Origin of the sequence: Corynebacterium jamesii, from assembly GCF_046097395.1 — a bacterium.
Lineage (GTDB): Bacteria > Actinomycetota > Actinomycetes > Mycobacteriales > Mycobacteriaceae > Corynebacterium.
In genome coordinates, this window is record NZ_CP175789.1 from 1,496,636 (window position 1) to 1,511,532 (window position 14,897).

General features: G+C 61.5%; 13 protein-coding genes. All 13 read right to left on the reverse strand.

Annotation, left to right across the window (positions count from 1 at the left end; all coding sequences use genetic code 11):
- Window positions 1-41: 41 nt before the first annotated feature.
- The gene (gene purL, locus ACKFRT_RS06730) at window positions 42-2,462 is read right to left on the reverse strand and encodes a phosphoribosylformylglycinamidine synthase subunit PurL (protein ID WP_296212104.1); all 2,421 of its coding nucleotides are present in this window, start codon (window positions 2,460-2,462) and stop codon (window positions 42-44) included.
- Window positions 2,463-2,493: 31 nt separating this feature from the next.
- On the reverse strand, window positions 2,494-3,165 hold the full coding sequence (purQ, locus tag ACKFRT_RS06735; protein WP_408924759.1) for a phosphoribosylformylglycinamidine synthase subunit PurQ: 672 nt from the start codon (window positions 3,163-3,165) through the stop codon (window positions 2,494-2,496).
- The gene (gene purS / locus ACKFRT_RS06740; RefSeq protein WP_296212107.1) at window positions 3,166-3,432 is read right to left on the reverse strand and encodes a phosphoribosylformylglycinamidine synthase subunit PurS; all 267 of its coding nucleotides are present in this window, start codon (window positions 3,430-3,432) and stop codon (window positions 3,166-3,168) included.
- Between the two features lie 78 nt (window positions 3,433-3,510).
- Window positions 3,511-4,245, reverse strand: coding sequence for a DUF2334 domain-containing protein (locus ACKFRT_RS06745; protein WP_408924760.1), 735 nt, complete (start codon window positions 4,243-4,245; stop codon window positions 3,511-3,513).
- A gap of 75 nt (window positions 4,246-4,320) precedes the next feature.
- Window positions 4,321-6,561 (reverse strand): S9 family peptidase, encoded by a 2,241-nt coding sequence (locus ACKFRT_RS06750; RefSeq protein ID WP_408924761.1) that lies wholly within the window; start codon window positions 6,559-6,561, stop codon window positions 4,321-4,323.
- Between the two features lies 1 nt (window position 6,562).
- Window positions 6,563-7,540, reverse strand: coding sequence for a glycine betaine ABC transporter substrate-binding protein (locus ACKFRT_RS06755; protein WP_408924762.1), 978 nt, complete (start codon window positions 7,538-7,540; stop codon window positions 6,563-6,565).
- A 2-nt stretch (window positions 7,541-7,542) separates the two neighbouring features.
- Complete coding sequence (locus ACKFRT_RS06760; protein WP_408924763.1) at window positions 7,543-8,310, reverse strand: ABC transporter permease; 768 nt, start codon at window positions 8,308-8,310, stop codon at window positions 7,543-7,545.
- On the reverse strand, window positions 8,307-9,500 hold the full coding sequence (locus ACKFRT_RS06765; protein WP_408924764.1) for an ABC transporter ATP-binding protein: 1,194 nt from the start codon (window positions 9,498-9,500) through the stop codon (window positions 8,307-8,309). Before ACKFRT_RS06765 ends, ACKFRT_RS06760 begins: the two co-directional genes overlap by 4 nt.
- Complete coding sequence (locus ACKFRT_RS06770; RefSeq protein ID WP_296212119.1) at window positions 9,500-10,138, reverse strand: ABC transporter permease; 639 nt, start codon at window positions 10,136-10,138, stop codon at window positions 9,500-9,502. The genes ACKFRT_RS06765 and ACKFRT_RS06770 overlap by 1 nt, the downstream gene beginning before the upstream one ends.
- Before the next feature lie 265 nt (window positions 10,139-10,403).
- On the reverse strand, window positions 10,404-11,297 hold the full coding sequence (locus tag ACKFRT_RS06775; protein ID WP_296212121.1) for a phosphoribosylaminoimidazolesuccinocarboxamide synthase: 894 nt from the start codon (window positions 11,295-11,297) through the stop codon (window positions 10,404-10,406).
- 98 nt (window positions 11,298-11,395) lie between these two features.
- On the reverse strand, window positions 11,396-12,826 hold the full coding sequence (gene purB, locus ACKFRT_RS06780; RefSeq protein ID WP_408924765.1) for an adenylosuccinate lyase: 1,431 nt from the start codon (window positions 12,824-12,826) through the stop codon (window positions 11,396-11,398).
- 29 nt (window positions 12,827-12,855) lie between these two features.
- Window positions 12,856-13,515 carry a potassium channel family protein gene (locus tag ACKFRT_RS06785; RefSeq protein WP_408924766.1) on the reverse strand — a complete coding sequence of 220 codons (660 nt, stop codon included), beginning with the start codon at window positions 13,513-13,515 and terminating at the stop codon, window positions 12,856-12,858.
- Window positions 13,508-14,869: a TrkH family potassium uptake protein gene (locus ACKFRT_RS06790; protein ID WP_408924767.1), complete on the reverse strand. Its 1,362-nt coding sequence runs from the start codon at window positions 14,867-14,869 to the stop codon at window positions 13,508-13,510. Before ACKFRT_RS06790 ends, ACKFRT_RS06785 begins: the two co-directional genes overlap by 8 nt.
- Window positions 14,870-14,897: the final 28 nt, after the last annotated feature.

Genomic DNA, 14,897 nt, shown 5'->3' on the forward strand with positions numbered 1-14,897 from the left:
GCCAGGTGGCCGCGGGTCCCCTTGTGCATGTTCTACACCTTTTAGACCACTGAGTTATTACCCGCCGCATGGTTAAACAGTGCAGGCAGGGTGGACTTCCAGGCCGTCTCGGCCTCGTCCAAAGAGATAACTACGTCGAAGTCGTCGGCGTGCTGCTTCGCCGGGTCGAGCTCGACCTCCCCGCCGAACGGCAGCGTGGGGTACACGCCAGAGCCGAAGCGGATGATCGGCTGGTCGGCGGCATCGCTCACGCCGGTCAGGCCAATCCAACCACCGGTCAGGCCAGTCTCAGCCAGATCACGCATCAGATCGCCGTAGTCCTCGCTGCGCACTGCCAGCAGAACGCGGGAGGCGGTCTCAGAGAACAGACCAACTGCTGCTTGCTGGGCCAGGGTGCGGCCCTGCACAGCGGCGGACTCGTGCTGGCTCAGCATCGGGTTCACGGCCACTCCCCGACCGGACTGGATCGCCAGCTCCACGACGGCCTGCGACAGCCCACCTTCGGAAAGGTCGTGGGCGGCGACGATCCGGTCGCGTTGGGAAGTGATGAATGCACCCAGGCGCTGCTCTACAGACAGATCCACCTGCGGGGGCAGGCCAGCCAGTTCGTCGTGGACAACCTGCTGCCAGATGGAGCCACCGAGCTCCTCGCGGGTCTCCGCGCCCACCAGAACCAGGTGGTATTGCTCCTGCTTCTGGTCAGCCTGCGGCAGCTGCTGCGGGATGCGGCAGGCGCAGTCGTCGATGGTGCCCAGCACCGCGATAACCGGGGTCGGCAGGATGGCGGTATCGCCGGTTTGGTTGTAGAAGGAAACGTTGCCGCCGGTCACCGGGATGCTCATTTCCTTACAACCATCCGCCAAGCCGTGGACGGCCTCGCGGAACTGCCACATCACACCCGGGTCCTCCGGGGAGCCGAAGTTCAGGCAGTTGGAAACGGCGACGGGGGTGGCACCCGTGGCAGATACGTTGCGGAAAGCCTCAGCCAGCGCCAGTTGCGCGCCGGTGCGGGGATCCAGACGGGTGTAACGGCCGGAGGCATCGGTGGATACCGCAATGCCGCGACCGGTCTCCTCGTCGATGCGCAGCACGCCCGCGTCCGCGTCCTTAGCCGAAACGGTGTTGCCACGCACGTAGCGGTCGTACTGCTCAGTGATGAACTCGCGGGAGCACAGTGCCGGGGAGGCCGCCAGGTCCAGAATCTGGCCGCGGACCTCCTGGGCGGTTTCCGGCAGTTCCACGCCGCGGGGCTCGTTCAGCTGGTCCTGCTCTGCCGGGCGCTCGTAGGGGCGCTCGTACACCGGCCCTTCCTCTGCCATGGTGTGCGCAGAAGCATCCACCACAACCTCGCCGCAGTGCTCGATGACGAGGTGTTCACCGTCGGTCACGCAGCCGATGTCGGAGGCCAGTACGTCCCACTTGCGGCAGATCTCCATGAACGCATCCACGTTCTCCGGGGTCACAACCGCACACATGCGCTCCTGCGACTCAGAAGAGAGAATCTCCGCGGCAGTCATGCCCTCGGCGCGCAGGTGCACGTTGTCCAGGTTGATGTGCATGCCACCGTCACCGGCGGATGCCAGCTCCGCAGTAGCGCAGGAAAGGCCCGCTCCACCGAGGTCCTGAATACCAACCACCACGCCTGCGCGGTATAGATCCAGGCAGCACTCGATCAGCACCTTCTCCGCGAAGGGGTCACCCACCTGCACGGCGGGCAGCTTGCGCTCCGCGCCTTCCTCGAACGTGTCCGAAGCCAGCACGGAAACGCCGCCAATGCCGTCCAGACCCGTGCGAGAGCCGAAAAGGATCACTCGGTTGCCCTTGCCGGAGGCGAAGGCCAGCTTTAGATCTTCGGTCTTCAAAGTGCCCACGCACAGTGCATTGACCAGGGGGTTGCCCGCGTAGGTGGCGTCAAAAACAGTTTCACCGCCAATGTTCGGCAAGCCCAAAGAGTTGCCGTAACCGCCCACACCCGCGACCACGCCGGGCAGCACACGTTGGGTATCCGGCAGGTCGGCCGGGCCGAAGCGCAGCTGGTCCATCACGGCCACCGGGCGTGCGCCCATCGCCATAATGTCGCGGACGATGCCACCCACACCGGTGGCCGCACCCTGGTAGGGCTCCACGTAGGACGGGTGGTTGTGGGACTCAACCTTGAAGGTGACGGCGTGGCCGTCGCCGATGTCAATCACGCCGGCGTTCTCGCCGATGCCGGCGAGCATCTTGGACTTCATTTCGTCGGTCGTGGTCTCACCAAAGTAACGCAGGTGCGTCTTAGAGGACTTGTACGAGCAGTGCTCGGACCACATGACGGAGTACATGGCCAGCTCGGCATCGGTCGGGCGGCGGCCCAGCAGCTGCTTGATGCGCGCGTACTCGTCGTCCTTCAGGCCCAGCTCGTGATACGGCTGCTCCAGGTCCGGGTTGGCCTTAGCGTCTGCGACCGTGTCGTTGTGAATCATGGGGATCGGGTGCTCCTTGTAAGAAGAAAAGTTAGGAAACGAGCGTGGACAGGACCGACTGGAACAGCCCCAAGCCATCCAAGGATGGACCAGTTAGCGTTTCCACGGCGTGCTCCGGGTGTGGCATGAGGCCAACGACGCGGCCGTTTTCGCTGCACACGCCGGCGATCGAGTTACGGGATCCGTTGTGGTTCACGGCGTAGCGGAACACCACTCGGCCTTCGCCCTCCAAACGCTCCAGCGTTTCCTCGCTGGCCTGGAAGCGGCCCTCGCCGTGCTTGGAAGGAACCAGGATCTTGGCCCCATCGGCAAACTGGTTAGTCCAGGCAGTGGAGGTGTTCTCCACGTCCAGGTACACGTCACGGCACACGAAGTGCAGCCCCTCGTTGCGGGTCAGGGCGCCGGGCAGCAGGCCGGCCTCCTGCAGAATCTGAAAACCGTTGCAGATGCCCAGCACCGGGGTGCCGCGCTCTGCGGCGGCAACCACGGACTTCATCGCCGGAGCGATGGAGGCGATGGCGCCGGCGCGCAGGTAATCGCCGTAGGAAAAGCCGCCGGGCACAACCACAGCGTCGACATTCTTCAGATCCTCATCTGCGTGCCATAGCTCCACCGGCTCTGCCCCCGCCAGGCGCACGGCGCGCACTGCATCGACATCGTCCAAGGTGCCGGGGAAGGTGATTACTCCAATGCGGCTGGTCACTTACTTGGCCTCCGCATCTGCACCCTCAACAGCGCCCTCGACGACCACGTCGTAGTCCTCGATCACGGTGTTGGCCAGCAGGTCAGAGGCGATCTTTTCTAGATCCTCGCGCGAGACATCCTCGCCGACCTCCAGCTCAAAGCGCTTGCCCTGGCGCACATCAGCTACCCCGCTGATGCCAATGCGACCCAGGGCGCGGACGACGGCCTGACCCTGCGGGTCGAGGATTTCCTTCTTGGGCATGACGTTGACGACAACACGAGCCATGGCTTCTACATTCTCCCAGCTTTGCGGTAATTTCCCGGTAGGTTACCGCCCCATCGTAACACTGCCCTACGACAGCTTTTAAGCCACAGATGCCTGCTGGCGATCCACGTAATCGCGGTAGTTCGCAGACTGGTAGCCGGCCTCGCGCAGCATCTCTAGAATGCGCAGCATATCGCCCGCAACGTCATCGTTATCTGCCTTTGCTGCGCTGATGGAAAGGCGTATGTCCCTGCCTCGTGCCACGCCGCGGCGCACGCTGTTTTGGACGTTACGACGCCACCACTTCACCGACCCAAACCCATCGCCGAACGCGAGCACACGCACCGGGTAGCGGTCTTCACGGGTGAGATCTCGGATGGTGTACGCATCCGCCGCGACCTCGAACCCCACCTGGCTTGCAGCCTGCAGAGCCTCTTCGGACACCAACCAGCGCGTCGGTGCGAACGCCTGCGGCACCAGGCCCAGCGCTTCCAGCTGGCGGGTAGCTGCGGACAGGCGCAACGTGGCCTCGTGGCGGCCGAGCCGGTGGAACTCCCCCTTACCGTTCGCCCCACCCAGCGGACCCAGCCCTCCGAGCAGCAGCTCGTGGCCGCGAGCCGCGGAATCATGGATCAGCTCCAGCGCCGCGTGGTCGTCCTTCAGCCGCCAGTCCGGCCCCTGCACCGCAAGCACTAGGCCCGCGTGAATCTCCAGCGCCCGCGCTGCGTCCCGCATCCGCTCGGCTGCGGTGACAGTCCCGTGGCGCAACCCCGTGATCGTCAACAACACGCGGGGGGCACGCTGGGCGCTGGGGTTGTACTGTGCGGGACTCATAGATACTTAGAGTGCCCTACGTACATGAACGTTAGGTAACGCCTGGCCTACATCTGGTTGTCGAGTTGTTGAAAGCTAGCCGAGCAGCTCGGTGGCTCCCATTTTGTCCAGCTCCCAGGCGGTCTCGAAGGCCGCTTGGCGCCACTTGGCATAGCGGCCCGATACGCCCCCGTGGCCAGCCTCCATGTCGATGTGTAGCAGCACCCGATCCCGGGGATTATCGGCACCGTCGCCCGACTTGTCGGCTCCCACCTCGCGCAACTTAGCCACCCACTTGGCGGGTTCTACGTACAGCACGCGGGTGTCGTTCAGGCTGGTCACAGCCAAGATCGGTGGGTAAGTCAGACCGGCGGAAACATTTTCGTAGGGGGCGTAGCCAGCCATGTAGTCATAGACCTCCGGGTCGTGGAAGGGGTCTCCCCATTCATCCCATTCCGTCACGGTCAGCGGCAGTTCTGGCATGAGCATACTCGTCAGCGGATCCACGAAGGGAACAACAGCCTCAATGCCCGCAAAGCGATCCCCCGCCATATTCGCCACTGCACCCATTAGCATGCCACCGGCAGAGCCACCCTCGGCCACCATCTGCTCGCGGGTGGTCATACCCTCGCGCAGCAAGTGGTCTGCGACGGCCACAAAGTCCGTAAACGTGTTTCGCTTTTCCAGTCCCTTGCCGTGGTCGTACCACAACCGCCCCATTTCGCCACCGCCACGGACGTGCGCAATGGCATATACCACGCCACGGTCCAGCATGGACAGGCGGAACAGAGAGAACCCAGGGTCAATGCAGTTTTCGTAGGAGCCGTAACCGTACAGCAGCACCGGGTTCGGTTGAGTCACATCCACGTCCGTGCGGTGAATCAGAGAGACCGGAATGCGCGCGCCGTCTTCGGCGGTCACCCACAGCCGCTGGGAGGTGTACTGCGTGGGGTCGAACTCCCGGCCATCGGGGTCGGCCAGTACCTGCTGTTCCTTGCGCAAGATCTTCTCCCCCGTCTCCAGGTCGATTTCGTAGATCCGGGGTGGCGTGGTGAAGGCAGTGTAGGCTACGCGCAAAACCGGGCTCTCCCACTCGCTGTTGCCCACGGCCCCAACGCCGCAGAGTTCCCCGGAGAACTCGATCCTCTCGAACTCGCCGAAGGCTGGGACGGAAGAGTCGCCGGTCGAAGTGGCGGCGTCCCCAAGCTTCATGATGTAGCTGGTCTCCAGCGCATTTTCCCGAGCTTCGAGCACAATGTGGCTGCTGAAGACATCTACGCTCTCCAGGCGCGCATCCTCGCGGTGCGGCACAAGCGCTTGCACGTCGTCCCACGAGGCAATCTGGCCAGTTGGGTGGTACCCGAGTTCGCAGTTCGCACCTGTCTTGTTGTGCAGCACCAACCATAGATCCTGACCACCCACGACTGCATGGTCCACCGCATACTCCACATCAGACTCGCGCGGAATCACGCAGGTCAATTCAGCATTCGGATCCTCCAGGTCGAGATACCACACCTCGCCGGTCACCTTCGAGCCCGTGTGGATCAGCAGGTAACGCTCGGAGCGGGTGGTGGCCACCCCCGACCAGAAACGTTCGTCGTCTTCGCGGTACACCAGCTCGTCTTTATCAACGCCCTCACCGATTTTGTGGCGCCAGATCTCGTGCGGTCGCCACGCTTCGTCCACACGCTGGTAATAAACGGTATCCCTGCCGACCCAGGTGGCGCCGTAGAAAACATCCTCGATCTCGTCTTCCAGGTCCTCCCCGGTGGTGAGGTCGCGAACGCGCAGGGTAAAGCGCTCAGAGCCCGTCTCATCCACCGAGTACGCCAGCCGCGTGCCGTCTTGGGTCACGCTGGCCGCGCCCAGGCTAAAAAACTCCTTGCCTTCGGCGAGAGCGTTGCAGTCCAGGAAGGTTTCCTCGCCTGGCGCGGGGGTGCCGGGTTCGATGGTCGGTGGGGTCCAGTCGTCCTTGTCCGCGATGGGGACCCGGCACATGGTGCCGTAGCTCTTGCCCTCTTCGGTGCGGGAAAAGTACCACCAGCCCCCGGAACGCACGGGCAGGGACATATCAGTCTCCTGCACCCTCGCCTTGACCTCCTCGAACAGGCGATCCTGCAGCGGCTTGAGGTGTGCGGTCTGCTGGACGGTCCAGGCGTTCTCGGCCTCCAGGTGCTGGCGCACCTCGGGACTGTCTTTCTCGCGCAGCCATTCGTAGTTATCCACGAACTCGCGGCCATGGAAGGTGCGGGTATGCGGCACTTGCTTCGCAACCGGCGGGGCCGCGATCGGATTGGTAGCTGTCTGGGGCGCGTCGTTATTAGGCATACGCGCCATGCTACTCAGTGACGAAGCCTTCCTCCTGCAACCAGTCGTAGGCCACGTCCACAGGTTCCCTCCCGTCCACGTCCACCTCCGCGTTCAGATCGATTAGCGTCTCGTTCGTCAATTTTTCTGATAACGGCTCTAGGAGATCCTTTATCTGCGGGTATGCCTCGAGAAGTTCCTGCCGAACCACGCCCGAAAGGTTGTACTTGGGGAAGAACTGCCGATCGTCCTCCATCACCTGCAGATCCAGCGCCTTGATACGCCCGTCGGTGGTGAATACCTCACCGAAGTTGCATAGACCATCGGCTGTCGCCTGATAGATCGCACCAGTATCCAGCGTGGACACCTTGCCTTTCGATGCAGCCGGAATGTTGTAGTGCTTAAGCATCGGCTGGAAGCCGTCATTACGGTTGGCAAACTCAGATTCCACGCAGAAAGTGCGCTCGTTTTCCGGCAACTTAGCTAGGTCGCTGAGCTTGGAAATCCCGAGTTTTTCGGCCTTCGCCCGCGGAATTGCGAAGCCATAAGTGTTGTTCATCGGCGCCGGTGGCAACCACTCCAGACCATTTTTCCGGTCGGCCTCTAAGACAGCTCCGTACTGTTCTTGTTCGTTGGTAATTGGATCGTCGTGTCCAAGGTAGGAGATCCACGCCGTTCCGGTGTACTCCCACTGGAAGTTGAGGTCGCCTTTCAACATGGCCTCACGGGCACTGTTTGAGCCCGGAATGTTAGTGAGGTCTTCGACGTCCGCGCCAGCGGATTTAAAAAGAATGACGGCCATCTTCCCCAAGATGATCTGTTCGGTGAAGTTTTTTGATCCAACGGCCACCTCCGCGTCCTTCAAATCGACGCCCTCGATGGGGCCAGACAACGTACCAGAAGGGCTATATCCCCCGGCTGTCCCCAGCCCACATGCTGTGGCTCCAAAGGCCAACAGCGCTGCACATACTGCACTGACAATAGCTTTGAGAGATTTCAGCGTTTGCATTTCTATTCCAGCCCCTTCGGCTTGAGATAAACCTCTGCTAGGCGCCCCAACCACTCCACTATCAGTGCCAACAAGGCAATGAGAAGTGCGCCGGACACGAGAATGCGGAAGCGATACAGGGTAATGCCCGTCTGAATCAGCGCACCCAACCCGCCGGCGTCAATGAACGTGGCGAAGGACGCTGTACCGGCAAGCAACACCAGTGCAGTTCGCACGCCCGTCATGATGATCGGCAACGCCAAAGGCAGCTCAACCTGTCGCAAGACTTGCCAATTGGTCATTCCCATTCCGCGGGCGGATTCGATCAGAGTGGGGTCGACCCCGCGCAGTCCTACAATCGTGTTAGCCAACACGGGTAGGAAAGCATACAGAGAAAGCGAAAGGACTGCGACGGGGATACCGAAAGCGATCCACATAGCCAACAGCACAATCACACCGATGACTGGGGCGGACTGCCCCGCGTTGGCAATCCCGGTGACGATCGGTGCGAAAAATTGCAGTTTCGGACGGGTGAAAAGAATTCCCGCGGGGATGGCCAGCACCAAAACGATCACCGCGCAGATGGCGACGAGCAGGAGATGCTGGCGAGTTAGCTCCAGCACAGTTCCCCATGCCAGCTGCCGCTCTTCCACGTCACCCAAGTCAGCGGTATTTCGCCAAATTGCCCAACCGATCAATCCGGCAGCGACGATGATAGGCAGGCCGATGAGCAGAATCTTGTCCTCTGCGGAGATAACGCGCTTCACTGTGCTTTTCTGTGGGGTACTCATGCGTCCTCCCCCACCCCGCGCGTTTCCTCGCGGGTCGCTCGAACGTAGTCCGTCACATCGTCGTAGCGAATCACGCCCACGTATCGGCCACGCTCTGTAACCATTGCCCCACCATGGCTGGACATCAGCATGGTATCCAATGCGTTGTTCAAGGTGGAGCGGTGATCAATAACCGTCTCTAATTCGTGGGTAGCTGCCGGAACCTTGTCGTGGTGCTTCAGAGTCCGCAAAAACAGCCACTCCTGTGGTCGGTTCTGAGCATCCAGAATCACCACATGATCTTCCCCCTGGGCTTCGACCTTCGCGACAACCTCACTGACATCCTCACCGACGCGGCATGTGGGGGCGTCACTAAGCCCCACATCGTCAACACGCAACAGCGATAGCTGCTTCAACTTCGAACCAGAACCGACGAAGTCCGCGACGTAATCATCGGCGGGGTTGGACAGGATTGCTTCCGGAGTGTCGAACTGGGCAATTTCAGCTTGCTCTCGGAAGATGACAATTCGATCGCCCAGTTTGATGGCCTCGTCGATGTCGTGGGTAACGCAGACGATGGTCTTATGCAGCTCATCTTGAATGCTCAAAAGTTCGTCCTGCAAGCGCTGGCGGGTGATGGGATCCACTGCACCGAACGGCTCATCCATAAGAAGCACCGGCGGGTCAGCGGCCAGACCTCTCGCAACGCCCACACGCTGCTGCTGGCCGCCCGAAAGCTCACGCGGATAGCGGTCGCGGTATAAGTTCGGATCAAGTCCGACCATCTCCAATAGCTCGTCACAGCGGGCAGCTATGCGCTTTTTGTCCCATTTGAGCAGTTTGGGGACGATCGCGACGTTCTGGGCCACGGTAAGGTGAGGCAGCAGGCTACCTCCCTGAATGACATAGCCGATAGAGCGACGTAGCTCCGAGACGTTACTGTCCACTACATTTTTGCCGTCGATGAGGATCTGCCCGCTGGTGGGCTCGATGAGGCGGTTGATCATCTTCAGAGAAGTAGTCTTGCCGCAGCCGGAGGGGCCGACAAACATGACGGACTCGCCTGCATTGATTTTCAAATTGAGCTTCTTTACCGCAGGAGCTTTCTGCCCGGGGTATTGCTTGACAATGTCCTTGAATTCGAGCGTCACACCGGTCGCAGTGTTGATGCGGGGACTATTAGTGTTCTGGACAGGATTTGAATCGGACATTAGCGAATTCCCTTCGAAGTCGTGACCCGGCCGAGCAGTACCAGTGCCGCATCGACAATCAGTGCAACGATGACCACACCCACGGTGCCGACAATCGCGTAGTACATGGCATTTTGACCACCCGCCTGGGCAAGGCCACGGAAGATGTAGCTACCAAAACCTGGCCCCAAGACATAGGCGGCGATAGCAGCCACTCCCATGGACATCTGGGTAGACACCCGAATGCCCGTCATAATTACGGGCCAAGCCAGGGGAAACTCGACTTTGAAGAAAGTCCCCAGAGCGCCCATGCCCTGCCCACGGGCAGATTCAACCAACACCGGGTCTACTGCTTGAAGGCCCACGACTGCGTTACGCAAAATCGGCAGCACTGCATAAAACACAACGGCCAGTACCGCGGGCATGGTGCCAATGCCCATCAGAGGGATCAAAAGACCCAGCAGAGCAAAAGAGGGAAGCGTTAGGCCAATAGCCGAAAATGCGTTGGCGAATGGTGCGAGTTTTGAATAGCGTGTGACCAGTACAGCGACGGCTAGGGCAATGATGGTTGCGATAGCTACGGACTGAATCACCAAACTGGCATGTTGGTAAGCCTTGAACAGAATGTCCGTCCAGCGACTAGAGATGAATTCAACCATAGAAGTCTCTCAATGAGGGCGCCACTGTCCAGCCCTCTACGCCACGGGCTTGCGACTTTGCACGGCGACGCAGTAGAAACGAAAAATGCCCCTTTGCCGCCGGAGGGCTAAGGCGCCTGTGTCTGTCACACTAGCCCAGAACGGCCCCGTATGCAGGGCAAACCGGTTTATAACAGGCTTAAATGACCACGAGACAGAAGAAAGCCCCCACGTTCGTGGGGCTAGATCTAAAGGCAAGGCCGAACTCGAACGGGTCTATGGATTCCTAGACGCACTGGCCGATCCAGTCCGAGAAGCGCTTGCCCGAGAGTTTCTCGTAGGCCTCGATGTAGCGGGAGCGGGTGGCCTCCACGACGGAGCCCGGCAGAGCCGGCGGGGGCGTGCCCTCCGACTTGTCCCAACCGGACTTCGGGCCGGTCAGCCAGTTGCGCACGTACTGCTTGTCGAAGCTGGGTTGGACCTTGCCCTCCTCGTAGCCCTCGGCGGGCCAGTAGCGGGAAGAATCCGGGGTCAAAACCTCGTCCGCCAGCACCAGGGTGCCATCGGCATCCAAACCGAACTCGAACTTGGTATCGGCTAGGATCAGCCCGCGTTCCTCGGCGATGGCGGCGGCCTTCTTGTAGATGGCCAGGGTGGCCTCGCGCAGCTCATTGGCGCGCTCCTCCCCCAGCGCCTCGACGACTACATCGAAGCTCACGTTCTCGTCGTGGTCTCCCAATTCGGCCTTGGTTGCCGGAGTGAAAATAGGCTCGGGCAGACGAGAAGCCTCGACCAGCCCCTCGGGCAGCTCCACGCCACACACAGTGCCGGTCTCCTGGTACTCCTTCAGGCCAGAGCCCGTCAGGTAACCACGAGCCACGCACTCGAACGGTATCATTTCCAGTTTCTTACACAGCATGGCGCGGCCGAGGACATACTCGGGGATCCGCTCGTCATTCAACGCACCTGCAAGGTGGTTGGGGAAATCGAGTTCCTCAAAGAAAAAGGCACTCACGGCAGTGAGCACCCGTCCCTTGTCTGGGATCTCCGTATCAAGGACGTAGTCGTAGGCACTGATCCGGTCGCTGACAACCATCAGCAGGTTGTCTTCATCAACCTCGTAGATCTCTCGCACTTTACCTGCGGAATGGTGCTCATACTCGCACAGTTCTGGACGCATGAGTAGACAGTGTAGCCCTGTACTAGGCTTTTGACTATTTATGCCCAGAACCTTGCGAGCGATCAGCGTTTCCGCTGCTAGTGAATGCTTAGGATTCGCTAGAGAATCTCCCCCGGCGTATATGCCGCGGCCTCCGGGTGGCGCCCCGTGACATCCCCAATGCGTGCCAAGACTCGGGAAACCTGCGACTCTGCCGCGCCGATGAAGGCGTGGCGGTCCGCCAGCGCCTCCTCCAGCTGCGACTCGTCCAGCGGAAAGCGATCGTCGCCGGCCAGGCGCTGCACCAGATCCTGGTCACCGCCGTTTTCGCGCATATTCAGCGCTACAGCCACGGCGTGCTCCTTGATCAGCTCGTGGGCCGTCTCGCGACCTACTCCGGCGCGCACCGCGGCCATCAGGATGCGTGTGGTGGCCAGGAACGGCAGGTAGCGCTCGAGCTCTCGGTCGATCATCGCCGGGAAAACTCCGAACTCGTCCAGGACGGTCAGGAAGGTCTCACACATGCCGTCGAAGGTGAAGAAGGCGTCGGGAAGGGCAACGCGACGAACCACAGAGCAGAACACGTCGCCCTCGTTCCACTGCGCGCCGGCCAGGTCGGCGGCCATGGTTAGGTAGCCGCGCAGCAGAACCTGCATGCCGCCCACGCGCTCGCAGGAGCGGGCGTTCATCTTGTGCGGCATGGCGGAGGAACCGACCTGCCCCTCCTTGAAGCCCTCCGTGACGGTCTCGTTACCCGCCATCAGGCGAATCGTCATCGACAGCGAGGACAGGGCGGCGCCGATCTGAGCCAAGGCGCTCAGCGCGTCCATGTCCAGACTGCGCGGGTAAACCTGGCCAACGGAGTCAAAGACACGAGAGAAGCCTAGGTTCTCGGCGATGGTGCTTTCCAGCGCCGCCAGCTTGGACTCGTCGCCGCCCACCAGGTCCAGCATGTCCTGGCTGGTACCCATCGGCCCCTTGATGCCACGCAGCGGGTAGCGGCCCAGCAGATCCTCGATGCGTTCCAGCCCCACCAGCAGCTCATCCGCGGCGGAAGCAAAGCGCTTACCCAGGGTCGTGGCCTGGGCGGCAACGTTGTGAGAGCGCCCCGCCATCACCAGAGACTGGTTCTCGGCTGCTCGGCGGCCAATGCGCGCCAGCACGGCCACGGCCTTGTCGCGAGCCAGCTGCAGGGAGCTGAAGATCTGCAGCTGTTCCACGTTCTCCGTCAGGTCGCGGGAGGTCATACCCTTGTGGATGTGTTCCTGGCCAGCCAGCGCGTTGAATTCCTCGATGCGGGCCTTCACGTCGTGGCGGGTGACCTTTTCGCGTGAGGCGATGGATGCAAGGTCTACGTTCTCGATGACCTTCTCGTAGGCCGAGATAGCCTCGACCGGGACCTCAACCCCGAGGTCGGCTTGAGCCTTCATGACGGAGATCCAGAGCTTGCGCTCCATGATGATCTTGTCCTCCGGGGACCAAATGGCGGTCATCTCCGGGGAGGCGTAGCGGTTGGCAAGGACGTTGGAAATATTTTTCTTAGCAGGCACGCCCCCGAGTTTATGCGTACCGCTGGTTTTTAGGAATCCGCGAACTTCTCCAAATCCTTAATACGCCCCGCGGCAATCACCAGGTCGCCAGAACGGATCACATACCCAACCGGCGGCGTAGAGAAGTGCCCGTCCGCCGAGCGCACCGCGACGATGGCGATCCCTTGCGGCGTCTCCTCCATCTTCCGGCCGTGCATGAGCAGCGGGGGCGCCAACTTGGCCATCGCAAAGTCGCGGTCGAACTCGATGTATTCCTGCACGTGACCTGCGATCAGGTGCGCCACGCGCCGCCCGGTATCCCTTTCGGGGCGCACGACGTGGTGCACACCTATCTGCGTCAGGATCTTCGCGTGTTGCTGGTTGTCTGCCTTCGCCCAGACGTTGGGCACCCCGAGATCCATCACGGCAGAAGCTGTAAGTAGTGACGCCCCCATGTCTGAACCGATGCCGATTACAACACGGTGGGCATCCTGCACCCCGAGCTGGCGCAGCGCATCCTGATCGGTGGTCTCGGCGATGACCGCGTGCGTCAGCAGCGGGGCGGCTTTCGTCACCACAGCTTCGTCCACGTCGATACCCAGCACCTCCACGCCGGACTGCACGAGTTCTTCGCCGAGGGCCATGCCGAAGCGGCCCAGGCCGATGATGACGACGGGAGGGTTAGCGGGGCGGGAAAAGAACTTAGCCAATGAACGGCCTTTCTACTGGGTAGGAATAGAGGCGTTTGTTAATGCGGGCGGCCAGAGCCGCCACCACGGTGATGGGGCCAATGCGCCCGAGGTACATCAGCACGACCAGCCATATGCGGGCGAAGTCCGGCAGCTCCGGGGTGATGCCGGTGGTCAGACCCACGGTGGCGAAAGCGGAGATGGTCTCGAAGGTGATCTGGTGGGAGTCGTACTGTGGCAGCAAAAGTTGCAGCGCCATGATGGAAACTCCGACCACTAGGAAGGCCATCATGAATACCGCCATGGCTTGGCGCACGATGCGGCCCGGAATGCGCCTGGCGACCAGGAGCTGCTCGTCGCCGCGCACCTCCGCGATCAACACGGCCACCAGCACCGCGGCGGTCGTCACCTTCACACCACCCGCGGTGCCGCCCGAGCCGCCACCGATGAACATCAGGAAATCCGTCAGCATCAGCGAGGATGGACGCAGCTCCGTCAGATCCACCGAGTTGAAGCCGGCCGTGCGGGAGGAGACGGAGTGGAAGAACGCCGCTTGCAGCGCCGATAGCGGCGTGAGGTCGCTCAGGGCGTTGGTCCACTCCATCAGCGCGAAGCCGACCGTACCCACCACCAGCAGGATCGCGGTTCCGGTGAGCGTGAAGATCAATGTCAGAGATGGCGGGTGCTTCACCTTCGAACGCCACCGCGCCCGCAGTTCCAGCAGCACGGGGAAACCCAGGCCGCCGATGACGATGCCAGCGGCGATGGGCAGTATGATGCCCGCGTCATTGACGTAGGGCATGAGGTTGTCGGAGCGCAGGCCGAAGCCCGCGTTGTTGAACGCGGAGATCGCGTGGAACGTACCCTCCCACACCGCCGGCAGGAAGCCGTAGCCATAGCCAGAGGCAAAGCGGAAGGTCAGCACAATGGCTATCACCAGCTCAGTGGCCAGGGAAAAGCCGATGGTGCCGAAGATGATGGTGCGGATTTCGCCCAGGTTCCTTCCGCGTTGTTCCGCGGCGGCGCGCAGGCGCCCTTTGACGCCCATCTGTCCAGCCAAAACGAAGCTCACCACCGTGGCGAGTGTCATGATGCCGAGGCCTCCGACCTGGATCAGCAGCATGATGACGACCTGCCCGAAATGGGACCAGTAGGTCGCGGTGTCCACGACGGTGAGACCGGTCAGGCAGGTGGCCGACGTGGCGGTGAAAAGAGCGGTGGTGAACTCCGGGCTCTCCGGCCCGCTACGGGATATGGGCAACAGCAGTAGTGCCGTACCTACGAGGATAAGCAGCAGGAAGCTGACGGAGACCAGCTGCGCGGGGCTGAAGCCTTGCCAGCCTCGCCGGCGGCTTTCGCCTGGGTGTGCAATCACAAAAGGTTACCTTAAACCCATTGCGCCC

Excerpts from the sequence above, each read along its gene's own strand:
- purL (WP_296212104.1), bottom strand. The coding sequence starts at position 2,462 with ATGATTCACAACGACACGGTCGCAGACGCTAAGGCCAACCCGGACCTG.
- purS (WP_296212107.1), bottom strand. The coding sequence starts at position 3,432 with ATGGCTCGTGTTGTCGTCAACGTCATGCCCAAGAAGGAAATCCTCGAC.
- ACKFRT_RS06745 (WP_408924760.1), bottom strand. The coding sequence starts at position 4,245 with ATGAGTCCCGCACAGTACAACCCCAGCGCCCAGCGTGCCCCCCGCGTG.
- ACKFRT_RS06750 (WP_408924761.1), bottom strand. The coding sequence starts at position 6,561 with ATGGCGCGTATGCCTAATAACGACGCGCCCCAGACAGCTACCAATCCG.
- ACKFRT_RS06755 (WP_408924762.1), bottom strand. The coding sequence starts at position 7,540 with ATGCAAACGCTGAAATCTCTCAAAGCTATTGTCAGTGCAGTATGTGCA.
- ACKFRT_RS06760 (WP_408924763.1), bottom strand. The coding sequence starts at position 8,310 with ATGAGTACCCCACAGAAAAGCACAGTGAAGCGCGTTATCTCCGCAGAG.
- ACKFRT_RS06765 (WP_408924764.1), bottom strand. The coding sequence starts at position 9,500 with ATGTCCGATTCAAATCCTGTCCAGAACACTAATAGTCCCCGCATCAAC.
- ACKFRT_RS06770 (WP_296212119.1), bottom strand. The coding sequence starts at position 10,138 with ATGGTTGAATTCATCTCTAGTCGCTGGACGGACATTCTGTTCAAGGCT.
- ACKFRT_RS06775 (WP_296212121.1), bottom strand. The coding sequence starts at position 11,297 with ATGCGTCCAGAACTGTGCGAGTATGAGCACCATTCCGCAGGTAAAGTG.